Genomic DNA, 17,916 nt, shown 5'->3' on the forward strand with positions numbered 1-17,916 from the left:
TCGACGGCACGGTGGCCGGCATCGCGGCACTGGCCGATACCCTGCGCCCCGAGAGTCCGGAAGCCATCGCCACCCTGCGTCAGCGCGGTATCGCCAGCTGGCTGGTAAGCGGCGATGCGCCGGCGCCGGTGGCCCATATTGCCGCCAAGCTGGGGCTGGACGGGGCATTCGACTCCGTGCTGCCGGCCGGCAAGGTGGAGAAGGTCGAGGCGCTGCGGGCGCAAACCCGCGGGCTGGTGGCCATGGTGGGGGATGGGGTGAACGATGCCCCGGCGCTGGCGGCGGCGGATGTCGGCATCGCCATGGGCTCCGGCTCCGACGTGGCGATGGAGACCGCCTCCATCACGCTGATGCGATCTGATCCGCGGCTGGTGGCCGATGCCATCGATATCTCGGCGGCGACCTGGCGCACCATCCAGCAGAATCTGTTCTGGGCCTTCGTGTTCAATATCATCGGCATTCCGCTGGCGGCGCTGGGCTACCTCAGCCCCGAGCTGGCGGGGGCGGCCATGGCCCTGAGCAGCATCACAGTTTTAAGCAATTCCCTGTTACTGAAACGCTGGCAGCCCCGGGCAATTACCCAGGTCAGCCACAATGTCAGCACTGAATCGAACCGTTAAGGAGTCATCCATGAACATCAGCAAGGTAGCCAAGGCCACGGGACTGACCGCCAAAACTATCCGTTACTACGAGAGCATCGGCCTTATCTCGGCACCGGTACGCAGCGACAACGGCTACCGCAGCTACACCGAATCGGCCCTGCGCGAGCTGCGCTTCGTCAAGCGAGCGCGGGAGACCGGCTTCAATCTGGAGGAGTGTCAGGAGCTGCTGGCGCTCTATCGGAACGAGCACAGAACCAGCGCCCAGGTGAAGAAGCTGGCGCAGGAGAAGATCGTCGATCTGCGCACGCGCATCGCCGGGCTGCAGGCGATGCTCAGCTCGCTGGAGGGACTGGTCTGCTGCTGCCACGGGGATGAAAATCCCGAGTGTCCGATCCTCGACGAGCTGGAGAGGGGGTGAGCAAGGACTCACCGGCCAGCGCAGGAGAAAGCGTCGCTGACTGATTAACTTCTTAATAAACGGCGCTTTATTGTTGCAGGTCAGGGGGTAATGGTAGACTGCTCGGCTCTTGTACAGGAGTACTCAGTTGACCCAGAGTGTGACACGCCAGGTTAAGCAGGCCATCATGGCTCAGCTCTATACCCATGCATCGTTCAGTCTCCCCTGTTTGGGCGTGTTGGCATTTGGCTGGAGTCTGCTGTTTCACGACTATCTGCCCGCCATCGAGGCGCTCGGTTGGCTGGCAGGGACTTTCCTGTGGCTGCTTGGCCGGGGCTGGCACTTGCGCTGGCGCAGAGCCCGCCTGCACCAGACGCCGCTGCCGGTGCTGGAGCGGGAGCTCTTTATCGGAGCCACCATCACTTCCATCATCTGGGCCCTCGGGGTGCTGCTCTACATGGACAAGCTGCCCGACACCTACCGGGCCGCCATGATGATGCTCTCCAGCCTCATTCTTACCGGCAGCGCCATCATGCTGTTTGGCAGCCGCCGCACCCTCTATGGTTCCGCCTTGCCGCTCGGGTGCGCCATGCTGTTCGAGCTGGGGGCGGGCAACGAGCAGGAGCGGATCGTCTCCTGCATGCTGGCGGGCTACCTCTTCGTCTTTTTGCCGACTCTGCTGCGCCGGATGCGACGGGATCAGATCGCCTCGCTCCACCACCGCTTCTCCAACGCCGAACTGGTGGCAGAGCTGAAAGCGGTCTCCGAACATCTGCGCCTCACCTCCCGTCTCGACGGCCTGACCGGCATCGCCAACCGTGCCCATCTCGACGACTGTCTGGAGCGCGCCTGGCGCCGCTGCCACCGTGCCCGGGCGCCGCTGTCGCTGGTGCTGGTGGATGTGGATTACTTCAAGCAATTCAACGATCTCTATGGTCACCAGCTGGGGGATGACTGCCTGCAGCAGGTGGCGGGTCTGCTGGCCGAGGTGGAGCGGCGCGAGGACGATCTGGCTGCTCGCTACGGTGGCGAGGAGTTTGCATTGCTGCTGCCCTGCACCGGCATGCAGGGGGCGCTGCAGGTGGCGGACAATGTGCGGCAATCCCTCAAGGAGCTGGCTATCCCGCACCAGAAATCACTGGTCTCCGGTCGGGTCACATGTAGCTTTGGTGTTGCCACTCTGATACCGGACAACAGCATGAAAATCGCCGATTTGATCCAAAAAGCAGATGCGGCCCTCTATCAGGCCAAGCATAATGGGCGGGATCGAATCGAAGTAGCCTTGATGGGTAAGGTTGCCTGAGTTAATACAGACAGATTAAAGAGGTTGTCTATGCAATGTCATCGTATCGAAGAGCTGCTGGAGTTGTTGCAGCCTGCCTGGATCAAGGAACAGGATCTCAGCCTGGTGCAGTTTGTTGCAAAACTGTCCCAAGAAGCGGGTTTTGAAGGTCCCCTGTCCGAGCTGACCGACGACATGCTGATCTATCACCTCAAGATGCGGGAATCCGACAAGCAGGCGATGATCCCCGGTCTGGCCAAGGATCACGTGCCCGATTTCAAAGAGGCACTGCTCAAGGCGCGCGGAATCAAGTGAATCTTGAATAGAAGCACATCACCGCAAGGTGATGTGCTTTTTTGTTGCCGAAATTTGCGATCCAACCCCAATATTAGATACATCTAATCCACACAATTAGCAGGTTGTTTAAGATATAATCCGCTCCATAACAAATAAGGGAGCGATGTCTTGCAATGGCCGATCACGAGAAAATCGATATCAAGGATGTCACCGACAAGAGCGTAACCGGGACTTTCAACCCCAATACGTTCAAAGCCAGCGATGACAGATTCAACCCCGGCAACCGTATCTACGTCCGGGCCCAGACCGGTTACTGGCAGCGGGTGCGCAAAGGGATGGGCTGGTTCTTCGTTGCCCTCTTTGTGCTGCTGCCCTGGCTGCGCTACGAGGGGCGACAGGCGGTGCTGTTCGACCTCGGCCATCAGCAGTTCCACGTCTTTGGTGCCACCATCTGGCCGCAGGATCTGACCCTGCTCGCCTGGCTCTTCATGATCGCCGCCTTCGGCCTCTTCTTTATTACCACCTTCCTCGGTCGGGTCTGGTGTGGCTATCTCTGCCCGCAGACGGTCTGGACCTTCATGTTCATCTGGTTCGAAGAGAAGCTGGAGGGGCCGGCCAACAAGCGGCGCAAGCTGGACGAAGCGCCCTGGAGCGGCGAGAAGCTGGCTCGCAAGGGGGCCAAGCATCTGGCCTGGCTGGCGATCTCGCTGTTGACCGGCCTGACCTTCGTCGCCTACTTCCAGGATGTGACTGAACTGGTGCCGGACCTCTTCACCCTGAAGGCCAGCGGATGGGTGCTGTTCTGGGTGAGTTTCTTCACCATCATCACCTACGGCAACGCTGGTTGGATGCGCGCCATTATGTGTATCCACATGTGCCCCTATGCCCGCTTCCAGTCCGCCATGTTCGACAAGGACACCTTCATCGTCGGCTATGACCCCAAGCGTGGCGAGACCCGTGGTGCCCGCTCGCGCAAAGCCGATTACAAGTCGCTGGGGCTGGGGGATTGCATCGACTGCGACCTCTGCGTGCAGGTTTGCCCGACCGGTATCGATATCCGCGACGGCCTGCAGTACGAGTGCATCAACTGCGGCGCCTGCGTCGATGCCTGCGACCAGACCATGGAGCGTATGGGGTATCCGAAGGGGCTCATCAGCTACACCACCGAGCACAAGCTGGCCAACGACTCCACCCATGTGGCGCGGCCCAAGCTGATTGGTTATGGCCTGGTGATGGCCACCATGCTGGGGGTGTTTGCCTACAACGCCATGTCCATCATGCCGATGGGGCTCGATATCCTGCGGGATCGCAACCAGCTGTTCCGTGAGAACAACGACGGGCTGATCGAGAACACCTATACCCTCAAGATCCTCAACAAGACCCTGCAACCCCAGACTTACCAGCTGGATGTGGAGGGGCTGCCCGAGTATCAGTGGTTCGGTCCTCGCGAAGTGACCCTGAAGGCGGGCGAAATTTACACCCTGCCGGTCAGTCTGGCGGTGGATCCCTACAACCTGAAGCGGCCGACGTTGGATATCCAGTTCGTGCTCAAGCGGGAAGGGGCTGCCCCCGATGACAGCAAGGGCAACCTGCGTCAGGGCAGCAAGTTTATCGGCCGGTTGTAACGGTCTGGCCTACCGCCATGCACGGCAATGGCGGGCAGTAGTGATAGAATGGGGCGCAACGGCGCCCCTTTCTTATGGTGGATGACATGCGTTTCAACTATTCCGATCTCACTCCCGACCTCATCATGGATGCGCTGGATCTCAGCGGTCTTCGGCTCGACTCCGGTCTTATCGAGCTCAACAGCTACGAAAACCGGGTCTACCAGTTTCAGGATGAGGATCGTCGCCGCTATGTGGTGAAGTTCTATCGTCCCGGTCGCTGGAGCCGGGCCCAGATACTCGAGGAGCACCAGTTTGCCACCCGTCTTGCGGAGGCGGAGATCCCGGTCGCTGCGCCGCTCGCCTTTGCGGGCGAGACCCTGCTGGAGCACGAGGGCTACCCCTTTGCCATCTGGCAGAGCGTTGGTGGCCGCCAGTTCGAGGTGGATAACCTCGATCAGCTGGAGTGGGTGGGGCGTTTCCTCGGTCGCATTCATCAGATCGGCGCCAGCAAGCCGTTCCACCATCGGGTGCGGCTCGATGTGGAGAGTATGCTGCACGAGCCGCGTCAGCTGTTGGCGTCCGGCGAATGGCTGCCGAGCGGGCTGGCCAAGCAATTTTTCGGGGTGCTCGACGAGCTGATCAAGCATGTCAGCGACGCCATGACCCTGGATGTGGCGCAGATCTCGCTGCATGGCGACTGCCACCCGGGCAACATCCTCTGGCGCGATGGCCCCATGTTTGTCGACCTCGATGATTGCCGCACCGGCCCTGCGATTCAGGATCTCTGGATGATGTTGAGTGGCGAGCGCCACGAGCAGCAGATCCAGCTCGACACCCTGTTGGCAGGCTACGAGGAGTTCATGGAGTTCGATACGCGCGAGTTGGCGCTCATTGAGCCGCTGCGGGCGATGCGCATCGTCCACTACATGGCCTGGCTGGCACGGCGTTGGGAAGATCCCGCCTTCCCCCGTCACTTCCCCTGGTTCAATACCGATCACTACTGGCGCCAGCAAATTGCGACCCTGCACGACCAGCTGGAGGCTCTGAAGGCACCGCCGTTGAGTCTGATGCCAAACTGGTGAAATTGAAGGGATATTGCGCGGCAGGAGGGGCTCGATCTCCGGCCCTGACCATTGACGTCTGCATGGCGAAACAATAGGCTTGGCACTGCTTCGGTTCGCCGGGCGTGCCTCACAGTGATCCCTTAACAGGAAACATCATGAAAAAAGTTCTATTTTTCCTTGCTGCCATGCTGATGATCCCCATGGTTCACGCCGCCCCCGAGTTCAAGGAAGGCGTCAACTACGATGTGGTCAAACAGACTGGTACCGCTCAGCCGGAAGTGATGGAGTTCTTCTCCTACTACTGCCCGCACTGCGCCACCTTTGAACCGATCGTCGAGCAGATGAAAGCCGATCTGCCCAAGGACGTCACCCTGAAGAAGAACCCGGTCGGTTTCCTCGGCCGTGAAATGGGCCCGGAGATGCAGCGCGCCTACGCCGTTGCCAGCCTGCTCAACGCCGAAGCCAAGCTGACCCCGGCCATCTTCAACAAGATCCATGTTCAGCGTCAGCCGCCGATGAGCCGCGATGACGTGAAGCAGCTCTTCGTCGCTAACGGTGTACCGGCCGAAGAGTTTGACGGCGCCGTCGACAGCTTCGCCGTGTCCGGCATGGTCTCCCAGTTCGATCGCAACATGGAGAGCTACAACATCCGTGGCGTACCGGCCTTCCTGGTGAACGGCAAGTACATGATCAAGATTGAATCCATCTCCTCTCAGGAGCAGTTCAACCAGCTGGTGAAATTCCTGCTGGCCAAGAAAGACTGATCTCTCTTGAGTCGATAAAAAAGCCCGCCGGTGCAAACCGGCGGGCTTTTTGTTTTCTGGCGTTCTGGCAGATCAGACCCCGACGTGGAAGGCCTGCTTGAGGTTGCGGATAAACTCCGCATCCCGGCAGAGAGTCTTGCCCGGGCTGTCGGAGATCTTGGCAACCGGGCCGCCGTTGCACTCGATCAGCTTGAATACGATGTTCATGGGACTGACGCCGGGCAGGTCGCAGGTGAGCTTGGTGCCGATGCCGAAGCTGGTGTTGATGCGGCCGCGGAAGTGGCGGAACAGTTCGACCGCCTTGTCGAGATTGAGGCCGTCGGAGAAGACCAGGGTCTTCTCGGCAGGGTCGATACCGAGGCGCTGATAGTGGCTGATCGCCTTCTCGCCCCATACCACGGGATCGCCGGAGTCGTGGCGCAAGCCCTGATAGCGGCTGGCCAGCTCGAAGTCGAAGTCGCGCAGGAAGGCATCCATGGTGATGCAGTCGGTCAGCGCGATGCCGAGATGGTCGGTGAACTCGTCCAGCCAGCTGGTGAGAGCGGCGCGCTGGCTGTGTTCGAGCGGGAAGCCGAGCTGCTGGTGAGCCTGGAACCACTCGTGGGCCTGGGTGCCGACGGCGGGGAGCTGGTATTTCTGGGCCAGCATGTAGTTGCTGGTGCCGCGAAATGCCGGCAGCCGCTCCTTGAGGCGCCCCACCACGGCATCCTGTACTGCATGGGAGAAGCGGCGGCGGGTGCCGAAGTCGATGAGGCTGAACTCGCTCATCTCGTCGCGACTCAGCTCCCGCTCCAGCTTGTCGATCTTCTGATCAAGCCACTCCAGCGCGTGGCTGACGCCAAACTGGGGGTAGCGGAAGCGGTTGCGCATCTCGCTGATGATGGCGAGCACCGGGATCTCCCACAGGATCACATCCTGCCACGGCCCCTCGACCCGCACATTGATGCGGCCATCCTGTTCGAACACCTTCAGCAGGGAGGCGTCGAGTGGCTTGCGGCGCAGATGGTCGAGGTAGTCAGGGGTGAAGAAGGGGCGCTCGGCCAGAAAGTGGTGCTCGGATTTGGTCAGCCGCAGGGAGCCGGCGAGGCGCAGTTGCTCCTCGATCTGCCCCATCATGGGCAGCAGGTCCTCTTCGTTGCGGCTGTGGAATTCGGCCACCACCTCGGCATCCGGATAGCGATGAAACACCGCTTGCTGCATGTGCAGCTTGTAGGCGTCGGTGTCGAGCAGGCTGGTGAGTATGGGTGGCATATCAGACTCCCCGCAGGCGGGTGAACGCAAGAGCGCTCCCCTGCCGCTTTTGTAGATTGCAGACGCCGGTATCGGGCAGGCTGATGAGAATGGGGGGCATATCAGGCGTCCAGCAGGCGTTGAACATCGGTCAGGGTCTGGGCCAGTTCGGCGCCAGCCTCGATCATCTGGGTGTGGGCGCTGGCAATCGTCTCGGGCGCGATGCCACGGCAGGCATCGAGGTGGACGATCACCCGGAAACCGGCGCGGCGCAGTTGCAGCACGCTGGTCTTGACGCAGTAGTCGGTGGCGAGGCCGCCGACCAGCGCAGTGGTGACACCACGGGCTTGCAGGAATTCAATGAGGCCGGTGCTGCGGCGCTCGGCCAGATCGTGGAAACAGGTGCCATAAGGGTGCAGGTCAGGCTCGACTCCCTTCCAGACGAAGAAGTCATAGTCGATGGGAGCGGGCAGGCCGTCGAGCAGCTCGAACCCCTTGCTGCCGGGGACGCAGTGTACCGGCCAGGTGAGATCGGCGTTAGGCAAATCAAGCGGTTGCAGCATGGTAGCAGGCTCGCTGGCCACCCAGACCGCATTGGCGGGGTGGGCATCCTTGCTGCCGATGCGCAGGCTGGCGAGGGTGGCCTGAGCGTTGAGGGCCGCCACAATATCATCCCCGCCCGCGACGGGCAGTTCGTTCGGGCAGAGAGGGGTAAAGCCCTTCTGCGCATCAATATCCAGACTGGCGACGGTTCCCATGATTGGCTCCTGCACATACTATTCGTGTGATATTATCTACCAAACATTAATGGAAGGCGAGCAGGGCGATCGGGATGCTGAGAATGAGTCTGGATATGGTGGTGCTGCGGTTGCATGAGGAGCGACTCGAGCTGCTGCTCGAGACCCGCGATCGCCCCCCTTTTGCCAACTGCTGGCAACTGCCTGCCTTGCGCATCGACGAGACGCTGGACCGGGATCTGGACGCCGCCCAGCGCCGCCTGCTGGCGGAGTGGGGGCTGGGTGACTGCTACAGCGAGCAGGTCTGCACCCTCGGCAATCTGGAGCGGGATCCCCGTGGCTGGTCCACCACCCTGGTTTACCTCTGTCTGGTGGCGCCTGAAGTGGAGACCCGCCACGGCTGCTGGCATCCGGTCTCGACCCTGCCGGGCATGAGCCTCGCCTTCGACCATCTCCAGCTTATCGCCAAGGGGCTGGAGCGGCTGCGGATCAAGAGCCGCTATAGCACTTTGCCGCTGCAACTGCTGGGCACCGAATTCACCCTCTCCGAGGTGCAGCGTGCCTTCGAGATCATTCTGCAAACACCTATGAATACGGCCGCCTTTCGCAAGCGGATCCATCGTGCCGACATCCTGGTGGACACCGGTCGCAAGCGTACCGGCAAGCAGCGCCCCGCTATCCTCTACCGGCTGGAGAGTCCCTGCTGCGTAATGTTCGATCAGGTAATGCATGGAGCAGAAGCGTGAGTACGAATCCCGTTCGTGTGCTGGTCAGCGCCTGCCTGCTGGGCCAGCCAGTGCGTTACGATGGTCAAAGCAAGGGGATTGTCAGCGACTGGCTCAGTGAGCTGGGTGCTGAAGGACGAGCGTTGGCCTTCTGCCCCGAAGTGGCGGGCGGCCTGCCGACTCCGCGTCCTCCTGCCGAACGGCAGGGAGATCGGGTAGTGACGGCGAGCGGGCTGGATGTGACTGCCGAGTTTGACCTTGGCGCCGAGCTGGCGCTGGCGATCTGTCAGACGCAGGGCATTCGCTTGGCCCTGCTGAAAGAGGGGAGCCCTTCATGTGGTAGCGGCCGTATCTATAACGGCCGCTTCGAGGGGGTCTCTGTGGCGGGCGAGGGCAAGACCACCGCTCTGTTGCGCCGCCACGGGATTGCGGTGTTCTCCGAGGATCAGTTGGTCGAGTTGGCCTCAGCACTCTCTTTGGATTCATCCCCGGATTTGGCAGCAACCGGCAGCGGCGCCTGACCGCTCTGCCACCCCTCCAGCACCTCGTCTTTCTCCTGCCAGCGCTGGTTTAGCCACTCCTGAAAACCGCGCTTGAACTGCTTGTCATTGAAGTAGTCGCCGACCAGCGCCTCATCCACCGGCAGCTCCTCGATCCGCACCTGAATGCGTTTTACCCGTCCCATCAGGAAGTCCTTGAACGGGGTATCGGCGTTGTCCGGATAGCGGATGGTGACGTTAATCAGGCTGTCGAACTGCTCCCCCATGGCAGCCAGCGTAAAGGCCAGCCCCGCCGCCTTGGGCGGCATCAGATGGCGGTAGCGAGAGCGGGAAGCATCCCGTTTCTGCTCGGTGAAGCGGGTCCCTTCCACGAAGTTGATGACGGTAGTGGGGATGTGGCGAAACTTCTCGCAGGCGTTACGGGTGGTCTCGATATCCTTGCCGCGCAGGTGCGGGTTCTTCAGCAAGAATTCCCGTGAATAGCGGCGCATAAAGGGCATATCCAGCCCCCAGCAGGCGAGCCCCAGTAGCGGGATGTAGATGAGCTCGTGCTTCATGAAGAATTTGGGCACTGGCAGCCGGTCCCGGAACAGGTGACCCAGCACGACTATGTCGGTCCAGCTCATGTGGTTGCTGATGACGAGGTACCAGCCATCCTTGCGCAGTCGGGTCTTATCTTCGATCTGCCAGTCGATGCGCATCGTGAGACGGATCACCAGCGCATTGCAGGCCAGCCACAGGCGCATGAAGCGGTTGTTGATGCGGCTGCAGGCGCGGCCAAACGCCGGAATCGGCAGCAGCAGTTTGGCCAGCGAAACCAGCAGGATCAGGCTGGCGCACAAGGCGGTAAAGAGAATGGTCAGGCCGGCACTGATGATCAGCACCAGCGGGCCAGGAAGCATGGATAACATGAGTGTTTACTGCGCCTTGGTTGCCAGCAGCTGGTTCAGGGTCTGGTCCTTCTCGTGCCAGATCCCGTTCAGCCACTGCTGAAACTCTTGTTGGAACTCGGGGTCATTGAAGTAATCCCCCACCAGTTTGCGGTCGATCGGCAAATAGCGGATCTGAACCTTGATCTTCCCGACCCGGCCACACATGAAATCCCAGTAGCTGGGAATGCCGTCCGGGTAGGCGATGGTGACATCCACCAGTTGCTGCAACTGGTCACCCATGGCGGCCAGAGTAAAGGCGATGCCGCCTGCGCGCGGATGGAGCAGGTGACGGTAGGGCGAGCCTTGCTTCTGGTGCTTGGTCGGTGTGAAGCGAGTGCCCTCGACGAAGTTCATCACACTCACCGGAATGTGGCGGAACCGGGCACAGGCTTTACGGGTTGTCTCTATGTCTTTTCCCTTCAGATGGGGATGTTTTTCCAGAAACTTTCTGGAATATCGCCGCATGAAGGGGAAGTCGAGCGCCCACCATGCCAGACCGAGAAAAGGTACCCAAATCAGCTCTTTCTTGAGGAAAAACTTCAGGAAGGGGATTTTTTGGTTAAAAACCCGCTGCAATACCAGTATGTCGACCCAGGATTGATGGTTGGCAATCACCATATACCACTCATTCCGGCGCCCTTTGTCCACTCCGACCACCTCGAAAGGGGTTCTGATAATGGTTTTCTGGATCAGGTTGTTGAAACCGATCCAGCAGCTGGCACAGCCATCCAGCAGCCAGTTGCAGAGGGTGCGCCACCCCTTGAGGGGGAGCAGGAGTTTGAGCAGACCCAGCGAGAAGATGGGGACAAACCAGAAGAGGGTGTTGAAAAAATAGAGCAGGGTGGAGAGGCTGCCGCGCAGTCGCTCTGTCAGCTTGTTGGGCATGAGTCGGGTCCGTCTTGCTGTCGATAAAGGGCCATCAAGTGGTCAGATCTGTGGCCATAATATCAGCCGATGGCCCGTGAGACCATTAAGAGCCGTTATGGAGGGCGGACTCACCCTTTCCCTTCTGTCAGCTGCTGCGCAGCCGCGACAGCAGCCGATCCATGGCGCGATAACCGAGCGCCTCGATAAGATGCTCCTTGCCGATAGCCGGTTGTCCCGCCAGATCGGCGATGGTACGCGACACCCGCAGGATGCGGTGCCAGGCCCGGATGCTGAGCCCCAGCCTCTGGATGGCATTCTCCAGAAATTCGGCATCTTGCGGTGATAGTCGGCAAATATCCTCTATCTCGCGGCTATCAAGCAGGTTGTTGAGCTTGCCGTTGCGGCTGAGCATACGCTCCCGTGCCGCCAGCACCCGGTCACGGATCTGCTGGCTCGACTCCCCCCGCTCCGCCTTGCCGGTCAGGCTCCCTTTGGGCAGCAGCGGCACCTCAACTGTCAGGTCGAAGCGGTCGAGAAAGGGGCCGGAGAGCTTGCCGAGGTAGCGCAGGATCTGATCCGGGCTGGAGCGGGTCTGGCCGTCACCATAGTGGCCGCAGGGGCTGGGGTTCATGGCGCCGACCAGCTGGAAGCGGGCGGGGAAATCCACCTGACGGGCGGCCCGGCTGATGGTGATGTGGCCCGTCTCCAGCGGCTCACGCAGGGAGTCGAGCACCTTGCGCTCGAATTCGGGCAGCTCGTCGAGAAACAGCACGCCGTTGTGGGCCAGGGAAATTTCGCCGGGCCTTGGGTGGCTGCCGCCGCCCACCAGCGCCACCGCCGAGGCGCTGTGGTGCGGCGTGCGATAGGGTCTGTGGTGCCAGTGACCGGCGCGCGGGGTGAGGCCGCCGATGGAGTGGATGGCGGCGGTCTGCTGTGCCTCCTGCTCGCTGAGCGGCGGCAAGATGCCGGGCAGACGGCTGGCCAGCATGCTCTTGCCGGTGCCGGGCGGGCCGATGAACAGCAGGTTGTGGCTGCCGGCGGCGGCAATCTCCAGCGCCCGCTTGGCCTGTGACTGGCCGATCACATCCTGCAGATCCGGTACATCGGGCAGACCCTCCGCGCTTTGGGGATCCGGCAGCGGCAACTCGTATTGTCCTGCCAACCAGGCGGTGACGGCCAGCAGCTGATGGGCTGTGCGCACCTCGGCATCCTGAATGAGGGAGGCTTCCGGGCCGTTCTCTCGTGGTACCAGCAGGGTGCGTCCCGCATCACGGCAGGCTAATACGGCGGGCAGCACCCCAAGCACGGGACGGATCTCGCCGGTCAGGGCCAATTCACCTAAAAATTCGTGATCTAGCAGGTATTTTGCGGGTATCTGCCTGGAAGCGGCGAGAATTCCGATTGCAATGGCCAGATCGAAGCGGCCGCCTTCCTTGGGCAGGTCGGCGGGGGCCAGATTGACGGTGATGTGTTTGCTCGGGAACTCGAAATTGCCGTTGAGCAGGGCGCTGCGCACCCGATCCCGCGACTCTTTCACCGAGGTTTCCGGCAGGCCGACCATGTTGAAGGCGGGCAGGCCGTTGGAGAGGTGGACTTCCACTGTAACTTGCGGGGCCGCGATCCCGAGGCTGGCACGGCTATAAACCACAGCTAATGACATAAATCCCGTCCTTGAGTTGATATATGTTCTGACTAACTGCTTATTGTTGGTTTTTTATTCCAGAGTTCCGGCTGGGGAATAGCCAAAATCAGTGGGTTGTCACAGAAAAAAGCCTTGCCCAATAAAAATCACCGTGCTAGTTCTAATAGCCATTCGCGGTGCAAACCGCCCCAATTTCACAGGATTTCCGGTTGTAACTATGAACATGGCCTCCCGTTTCGTCAGCATTATTGTGGTCCTAGTGGTGATTATTATCTCACCGCTCGGGGCTCGTTTAGCTGCACGGAACAAGGGATAGACCCACCACCGGACAGAACGAAACAAGCGACCCCCGAGCCTCACAGCCCGGGGGTTTTTTTTCGACCAAAGGACAGGATTTTCCACATGAACGGCGCGCAGTTTTTGGTACAGGCTCTCAAGAAACAGGGTGTGACCCAGGTGTTTGGTTACCCGGGCGGGGCCATCATGCCGGTCTACGATGCCCTGTATGACGGTGGTCTGGCCCATCAGCTCTGCCGCCACGAGCAGGGCGCCGCCATGGCTGCGGTCGGTTATGCCCGCGCCTCCGGTCAGGTGGGGGTCTGCATCGCCACCTCCGGGCCCGGCGCAACTAACTTGGTGACCGGTCTGGCAGAGGCGCTGCTTGATTCCGTGCCGCTGGTGGCCATCAGCGGTCAGGTGCCCTGTTCCGCTATCGGTACCGATGCGTTTCAGGAGGTCGACGTGCTCGGCATGTCCCTCTCCTGCACCAAGCACTCCTTCATGGTGACCGATGCCGCCGATCTGGGGCGGGTGCTGGCAGAAGCCTTCGCCATCGCCACCGAAGGGCGTCCGGGTCCTGTGCTCATCGACTTGCCCAAGGATGTGCAGCTGGCCGCCGTGCCAACCCAGAGCCCGCTGTTTGCGGTGGAAGAGCCGGAAGCGCTCAACCCCTCGGAGTTGGCCGCCGCCCGCACCCTGATCGCCGCCGCCGAGCGTCCGGTGCTCTACGTCGGTGGCGGAGTGGGCATGGCCAATGCCGAGCAGCAGCTGCGCGAATTTGCTGCCGCGACTGGCATGCCTGCGGTCACCACCCTCAAGGGGATCGGCGCGCTCGACCCCGATAGCCCTGTTTATCTGGGAATGCTCGGCATGCACGGTACCAAGGCTGCCAACTATGCGGTGCAGCAGTGCGATCTGCTGCTGGTGGTGGGTGCCCGTTTCGATGATCGGGTGACCGGCAAGCTGGAGGAATTTGCCCCCGAGGCCAAGGTGATCCATCTCGATGTGGATGCTGCCGAGTTCGGCAAGCGCCGCGCCGCCGAGGTGGGTATCACCACGGATCTCAAACGGGTGTTGCCCGCCCTTGCCATGTCCCTTTCCATTGACCCATGGCGTGAGCACTGCGCCGCCATGGCTCGCGAATATGCGTTTCGCTACGACCACCCGGGTCAGGCCATCTACGCCCCGGCCCTGCTCAAGCAGCTCTCGGCTCGGCTGCCGGAGAGCAGCGTGGTGGCCTGCGACGTGGGTCAGCACCAGATGTGGGTGGCCCAGCACATGCGCTTCACCAGCCCGCGCAACCACCTCTCCAGTGCCGGTCTCGGCACCATGGGGTTCGGTCTGCCGGCCGCCATCGGCGCCAAGATGTCGCGCCCGGAGGATGAAGTGGTGCTGGTGAGCGGCGACGGCTCTTTCATGATGAATGTGCAGGAGCTCGGCACAATCCGCCGCGCCCAGCTCAAGGTGAAGATGGTGCTGCTGGATAACCAGCGCCTCGGCATGGTGCGCCAGTGGCAGGAGCTGTTTTTCGATGGCCGCTACAGCGAGACCATCCTCTCCGACAACCCCGATTTCGTCGCCCTGGCTGCCGCCTTCGGCATTCCGGGCGAGACCATCACATGCAAGGAGCAGATAGCCGGTGCCCTCGATCGCTTGCTTAAGAGCGAGAGCGCCTACCTGCTGCATGTGGCCATTTCAGAGGAAGAAAACGTCTGGCCCCTGGTTCCGCCGGGAGTCGCCAACCACAAGATGATGGAGCAACGCCCATGAATCCGCACACCCTTGCCCAGCCAGCATTTGCACAGCACACCCTGCATATCCATGCCCAGCCCAGACCTGAAGTGATGGAGCGGGTGCTGCGGGTGGTGCGTCACCGCGGCTTCAATCTCTGCGCCCTCAACATGGAGCAGGATTGCCAACAGCTGCGGATCACGGTTACTGTCGAGTCGGTGCGTCCCATCCAGCAGCTGTGGAGCCAGCTGGTGAAGTTGGTGGACGTCTCCCGGGTCGATGCACTGGAACAGCAACCCCGGATCAGAGCTTAAGGAGCAAAGCCAATGTCACAGCCTTCCCAATCCGCCACTCACCCGCAATACATCTGGTTCAACGGCAAACTGGTGCCCTGGCAAGATGCCCAGGTGCATGTCATGAGCCACGCCCTGCACTACGGCTCCTCGGTGTTCGAGGGTGTGCGCGCCTATGACACCCCCAAAGGCACCTGTATCTTCCGCCTGCAGGAGCATACCCGCCGCCTGTTCGATTCCGCCAAGATCTACTGGATGGACGTCCCCTACAGCGAGTCCGAAGTGAATGAAGCCTGCCGCACCGTGGTGCGCGAGAACGGCCTGAAGAGCGGCTATCTGCGTCCGCTGGCCTTTGTCGGCAACGTGGGGCTGGGGTTGCATCCGCCGCTGGATGCCAAGGCAGACCTGATGGTGGCGGCCCTGCCGTGGGGCGCCTATCTGGGGGAAGAGGGGCTGAAAAACGGGGTGGATGTCTGCGTCACCTCCTGGAACCGGCTCGCCCCCAACACCATTCCCACCGGCGCCAAGGCGGGCGGCAACTACCTCTCTTCCCAGCTGATCAGCCGCGAGGCCAAACGCAACGGCTTCGCCGAGGGGCTGGCGCTGGATGTGAACGGCTACCTGAGCGAAGGGGCGGGGGAGAACCTGTTTCTGGTGAAGAATGGCGTGCTGTTTACCCCGCCCGCTACTGCCGCCATCCTGCCCGGCATCACCCGCGACACCATCATGACGCTGGCCCGCGATCTCGGTTACGAGGTGCGCGAGCAGGCGCTGCCCCGCGAAGCCCTCTATGTGGCAGACGAGATCTTCATGACCGGCACCGCCGCCGAAGTGACGCCAGTGCGCTCCGTCGATCGGATGAAGGTGGGCGCTGGCAGCCGTGGCCCGGTGACCGAGCAACTGCAAAACGCCTTCTTCGGCCTGTTCAACGGCCAGACCGAGGATAAGTGGGGCTGGCTGACGCCAGTCAACGACTGATGAGAGAGGGGAGGCGTCATGCCTCCCCGAGTCGCTCCCAGTGAGGGCTGCCCAGTAGAGGCTTCACCAGGATCGATTCCGATCCACCCGTATCATCACCGCATAACGCATCGAGCCCATATGGGCATTCAGGGAGTAGAGACAATGCCGAAGTTGAGATCCGCCACCACCACCCACGGACGTAACATGGCCGGGGCCCGTGCCCTGTGGCGTGCCACCGGAATGACCGATCAGGATTTCGGCAAACCCATCATCGCCGTGGTCAACTCCTTCACCCAGTTCGTACCGGGCCACGTTCACCTCAAGGATCTGGGTCAGTTGGTGGCGCGAGAGATCGAAGCCGCAGGCGGGGTTGCCAAGGAGTTCAACACCATCGCCGTGGATGACGGCATCGCCATGGGCCACGGCGGCATGCTCTACTCTCTGCCGTCCCGTGAGCTGATCGCCGACTCGGTGGAGTACATGGTCAATGCCCACTGTGCCGACGCCATGGTCTGCATCTCCAACTGCGACAAGATCACCCCGGGGATGCTGATGGCCGCCCTGCGCATCAACATCCCGGTTATCTTTGTTTCCGGCGGCCCGATGGAAGCGGGCAAGACCAAGCTCTCCGACCAGATCATCAAGCTGGATCTGGTGGATGCCATGATCCAGGGCGCCGATCCCAAGGTATCGGACGCCCAGAGCGAACAGGTGGAGCGCAGTGCCTGCCCCACCTGCGGCTCCTGCTCCGGCATGTTTACCGCCAACTCCATGAACTGCCTGACCGAGGCGCTGGGCCTCTCCCAGCCGGGCAACGGTTCCATGCTGGCGACCCACAGCGACCGAGAGCAGCTGTTCAAGCTGGCGGGCCAGCGCATCGTGACCTTGGCCAAGCGCTGGTATGAGCAGGATGACGAGAGCGCCCTGCCGCGCAACATCGCCACCAAGGCGGCGTTCGAGAACGCTATGGCGCTGGATATCGCCATGGGCGGCTCCACCAATACCGTGCTGCACCTGCTGGCGGCGGCGCAGGAGGCCGGTGTCGACTTCACCATGGCCGATATCGACCGCATGTCCCGCAAGGTGCCGCAGCTGTGCAAGGTGGCACCCTCCACCCAGAAGTACCATATGGAAGATGTGCATCGCGCCGGTGGCGTGGTGGCGATTCTGGGCCAGTTGGAAAAAGCGGGTCTGGTGCATGGGGATACCCGTACCGTGCTGGGTTGCTCTCTCGTCGAACAGCTCAATGAATATGACGTCAGCCGTCAGCCGAGTCAGGAGGTGGTGGACTTCTACCGCGCTGGCCCTGCCGGGATCCGCACCACCAAGGCGTTCAGTCAGGATTGCCGCTGGCCGGAGCTGGATCTGGACCGTGCCGAGGGCTGCATCCGCTCGCTGGACAACGCCTACAGCCAGGAGGGCGGCCTCGCAGTGCTCTCCGGCAACCTCGCGGTCAACGGCGCCATCGTCAAGACCGCCGGGGTGGATGAGGAGAACCTCACCTTCCGTGGTCCGGCCCGGGTATTCGAGAGTCAGGAGAGCGCGGTAAACGGCATCCTCGACGGCACAGTGAAAGCGGGCGAGGTAGTGGTGATCCGCTACGAAGGGCCGAAAGGGGGCCCCGGCATGCAGGAGATGCTCTACCCCACCACCTATCTCAAATCCATGGGCCTCGGCAAGGCGTGCGCCCTGATCACCGATGGCCGTTTCTCCGGCGGTACTTCAGGCCTCTCCATCGGCCACGTTTCGCCGGAGGCCGCTTCCGGCGGCACCATAGGTCTGGTGGAGGATGGTGACATCATCAGTATCAACATCCCGGCCCGCAGCATGGTGCTGGAAGTGGCCGACAGCGTGCTGGCCGCCCGCCGCGTCGCCGTGGAAGCTCGAGGCTGGAAGCCGCTCGATCGTCAGCGTCAGGTATCTTTTGCCCTGCGCGCCTATGCCATGTTCGCCACCAGCGCCGATAAAGGCGCGGTGCGCGATCGCTCAATGCTGGGGGAATAAATC

The 17,916-nt window shown here is 61.6% G+C and carries 18 protein-coding genes; 13 read left to right on the plus strand and 5 right to left on the minus strand.

Features of this window, described 5'->3' with window-relative positions; genetic code table 11:
* From AACS24_RS09440 to AACS24_RS09470, 7 genes are all read left to right on the plus strand, one after another.
* Positions 1 to 620: HAD-IC family P-type ATPase (locus tag AACS24_RS09440; RefSeq protein ID WP_258223172.1), on the plus strand; the 620-nt coding region annotated here is incomplete at its 5' end.
* 10 nt (positions 621 to 630) lie between these two features.
* Positions 631 to 1,020 (plus strand): Cu(I)-responsive transcriptional regulator, encoded by a 390-nt coding sequence (cueR, locus tag AACS24_RS09445; RefSeq protein ID WP_108573338.1) that lies wholly within the window; start codon positions 631 to 633, stop codon positions 1,018 to 1,020.
* Between the two features lie 127 nt (positions 1,021 to 1,147).
* Positions 1,148 to 2,302, plus strand: a complete 1,155-nt coding sequence (locus tag AACS24_RS09450) for a GGDEF domain-containing protein (protein WP_181364359.1) — start codon at positions 1,148 to 1,150, stop codon at positions 2,300 to 2,302.
* A gap of 30 nt (positions 2,303 to 2,332) precedes the next feature.
* Positions 2,333 to 2,596 (plus strand): YihD family protein, encoded by a 264-nt coding sequence (locus AACS24_RS09455; protein WP_033114734.1) that lies wholly within the window; start codon positions 2,333 to 2,335, stop codon positions 2,594 to 2,596.
* A 155-nt stretch (positions 2,597 to 2,751) separates the two neighbouring features.
* Entirely contained in the window at positions 2,752 to 4,203 is a 1,452-nt protein-coding gene (ccoG, locus tag AACS24_RS09460) for a cytochrome c oxidase accessory protein CcoG (RefSeq protein WP_108573340.1), read from the plus strand.
* Between the two features lie 74 nt (positions 4,204 to 4,277).
* Positions 4,278 to 5,267, plus strand: a complete 990-nt coding sequence (locus AACS24_RS09465) for a serine/threonine protein kinase (RefSeq protein ID WP_108573342.1) — start codon at positions 4,278 to 4,280, stop codon at positions 5,265 to 5,267.
* A 137-nt stretch (positions 5,268 to 5,404) separates the two neighbouring features.
* Positions 5,405 to 6,013, plus strand: coding sequence for a thiol:disulfide interchange protein DsbA/DsbL (locus AACS24_RS09470; RefSeq protein WP_108573344.1), 609 nt, complete (start codon positions 5,405 to 5,407; stop codon positions 6,011 to 6,013).
* Between the two features lie 72 nt (positions 6,014 to 6,085).
* Here AACS24_RS09470 and pncB read toward each other — a convergent pair whose 3' ends face one another.
* The gene (pncB, locus tag AACS24_RS09475; RefSeq protein ID WP_108573346.1) at positions 6,086 to 7,264 is read right to left on the minus strand and encodes a nicotinate phosphoribosyltransferase; all 1,179 of its coding nucleotides are present in this window, start codon (positions 7,262 to 7,264) and stop codon (positions 6,086 to 6,088) included.
* Positions 7,265 to 7,365: 101 nt separating this feature from the next.
* Positions 7,366 to 8,001 (minus strand): nicotinamidase, encoded by a 636-nt coding sequence (locus AACS24_RS09480; RefSeq protein WP_108573348.1) that lies wholly within the window; start codon positions 7,999 to 8,001, stop codon positions 7,366 to 7,368.
* 74 nt (positions 8,002 to 8,075) lie between these two features.
* On the opposite strand from AACS24_RS09480, the gene AACS24_RS09485 reads away from it, so the two are divergent.
* Both AACS24_RS09485 and AACS24_RS09490 read left to right on the plus strand, forming a co-directional pair.
* On the plus strand, positions 8,076 to 8,726 hold the full coding sequence (locus AACS24_RS09485; RefSeq protein ID WP_042031952.1) for an NUDIX hydrolase: 651 nt from the start codon (positions 8,076 to 8,078) through the stop codon (positions 8,724 to 8,726).
* Positions 8,723 to 9,226, plus strand: a complete 504-nt coding sequence (locus AACS24_RS09490; RefSeq protein WP_108573350.1) for a DUF523 domain-containing protein — start codon at positions 8,723 to 8,725, stop codon at positions 9,224 to 9,226. Before AACS24_RS09485 ends, AACS24_RS09490 begins: the two co-directional genes overlap by 4 nt.
* Here the strand turns inward: AACS24_RS09490 and AACS24_RS09495 are convergent.
* The 3 genes from AACS24_RS09495 to AACS24_RS09505 form a co-directional block, all read right to left on the minus strand.
* Complete coding sequence (locus tag AACS24_RS09495; RefSeq protein WP_108573352.1) at positions 9,151 to 10,116, minus strand: acyltransferase; 966 nt, start codon at positions 10,114 to 10,116, stop codon at positions 9,151 to 9,153. The two genes, AACS24_RS09490 and AACS24_RS09495, sit on opposite strands and share 76 nt — an antisense overlap.
* Before the next feature lie 6 nt (positions 10,117 to 10,122).
* A complete protein-coding gene (locus AACS24_RS09500; RefSeq protein ID WP_108573354.1) occupies positions 10,123 to 11,022 on the minus strand; it encodes an acyltransferase in 900 nt (299 codons plus the stop codon).
* 127 nt (positions 11,023 to 11,149) lie between these two features.
* On the minus strand, positions 11,150 to 12,664 hold the full coding sequence (locus tag AACS24_RS09505; protein ID WP_108573356.1) for a YifB family Mg chelatase-like AAA ATPase: 1,515 nt from the start codon (positions 12,662 to 12,664) through the stop codon (positions 11,150 to 11,152).
* 384 nt (positions 12,665 to 13,048) lie between these two features.
* Here AACS24_RS09505 and ilvG point away from each other — a divergent pair, with 384 nt between their 5' ends.
* The 4 genes from ilvG to ilvD all read left to right on the plus strand — a co-directional run bounded on the left by ilvG (position 13,049) and on the right by ilvD (position 17,913).
* The gene (gene ilvG, locus AACS24_RS09510) at positions 13,049 to 14,695 is read left to right on the plus strand and encodes an acetolactate synthase 2 catalytic subunit (RefSeq protein ID WP_108573357.1); all 1,647 of its coding nucleotides are present in this window, start codon (positions 13,049 to 13,051) and stop codon (positions 14,693 to 14,695) included.
* Positions 14,692 to 14,970, plus strand: a complete 279-nt coding sequence (ilvM, locus tag AACS24_RS09515) for an acetolactate synthase 2 small subunit (RefSeq protein ID WP_005342011.1) — start codon at positions 14,692 to 14,694, stop codon at positions 14,968 to 14,970. The genes ilvG and ilvM overlap by 4 nt, the downstream gene beginning before the upstream one ends.
* A gap of 12 nt (positions 14,971 to 14,982) precedes the next feature.
* Positions 14,983 to 15,927, plus strand: coding sequence for a branched-chain amino acid transaminase (locus AACS24_RS09520; protein WP_005342010.1), 945 nt, complete (start codon positions 14,983 to 14,985; stop codon positions 15,925 to 15,927).
* Between the two features lie 144 nt (positions 15,928 to 16,071).
* Positions 16,072 to 17,913 carry a dihydroxy-acid dehydratase gene (gene ilvD, locus AACS24_RS09525; RefSeq protein ID WP_108573359.1) on the plus strand — a complete coding sequence of 614 codons (1,842 nt, stop codon included), beginning with the start codon at positions 16,072 to 16,074 and terminating at the stop codon, positions 17,911 to 17,913.
* The last annotated feature ends 3 nt before the right edge of the window (positions 17,914 to 17,916 follow it).

This window comes from Aeromonas sp. HMWF016 (assembly GCF_963878195.1).
GTDB lineage: Bacteria > Pseudomonadota > Gammaproteobacteria > Enterobacterales > Aeromonadaceae > Aeromonas > Aeromonas lacus.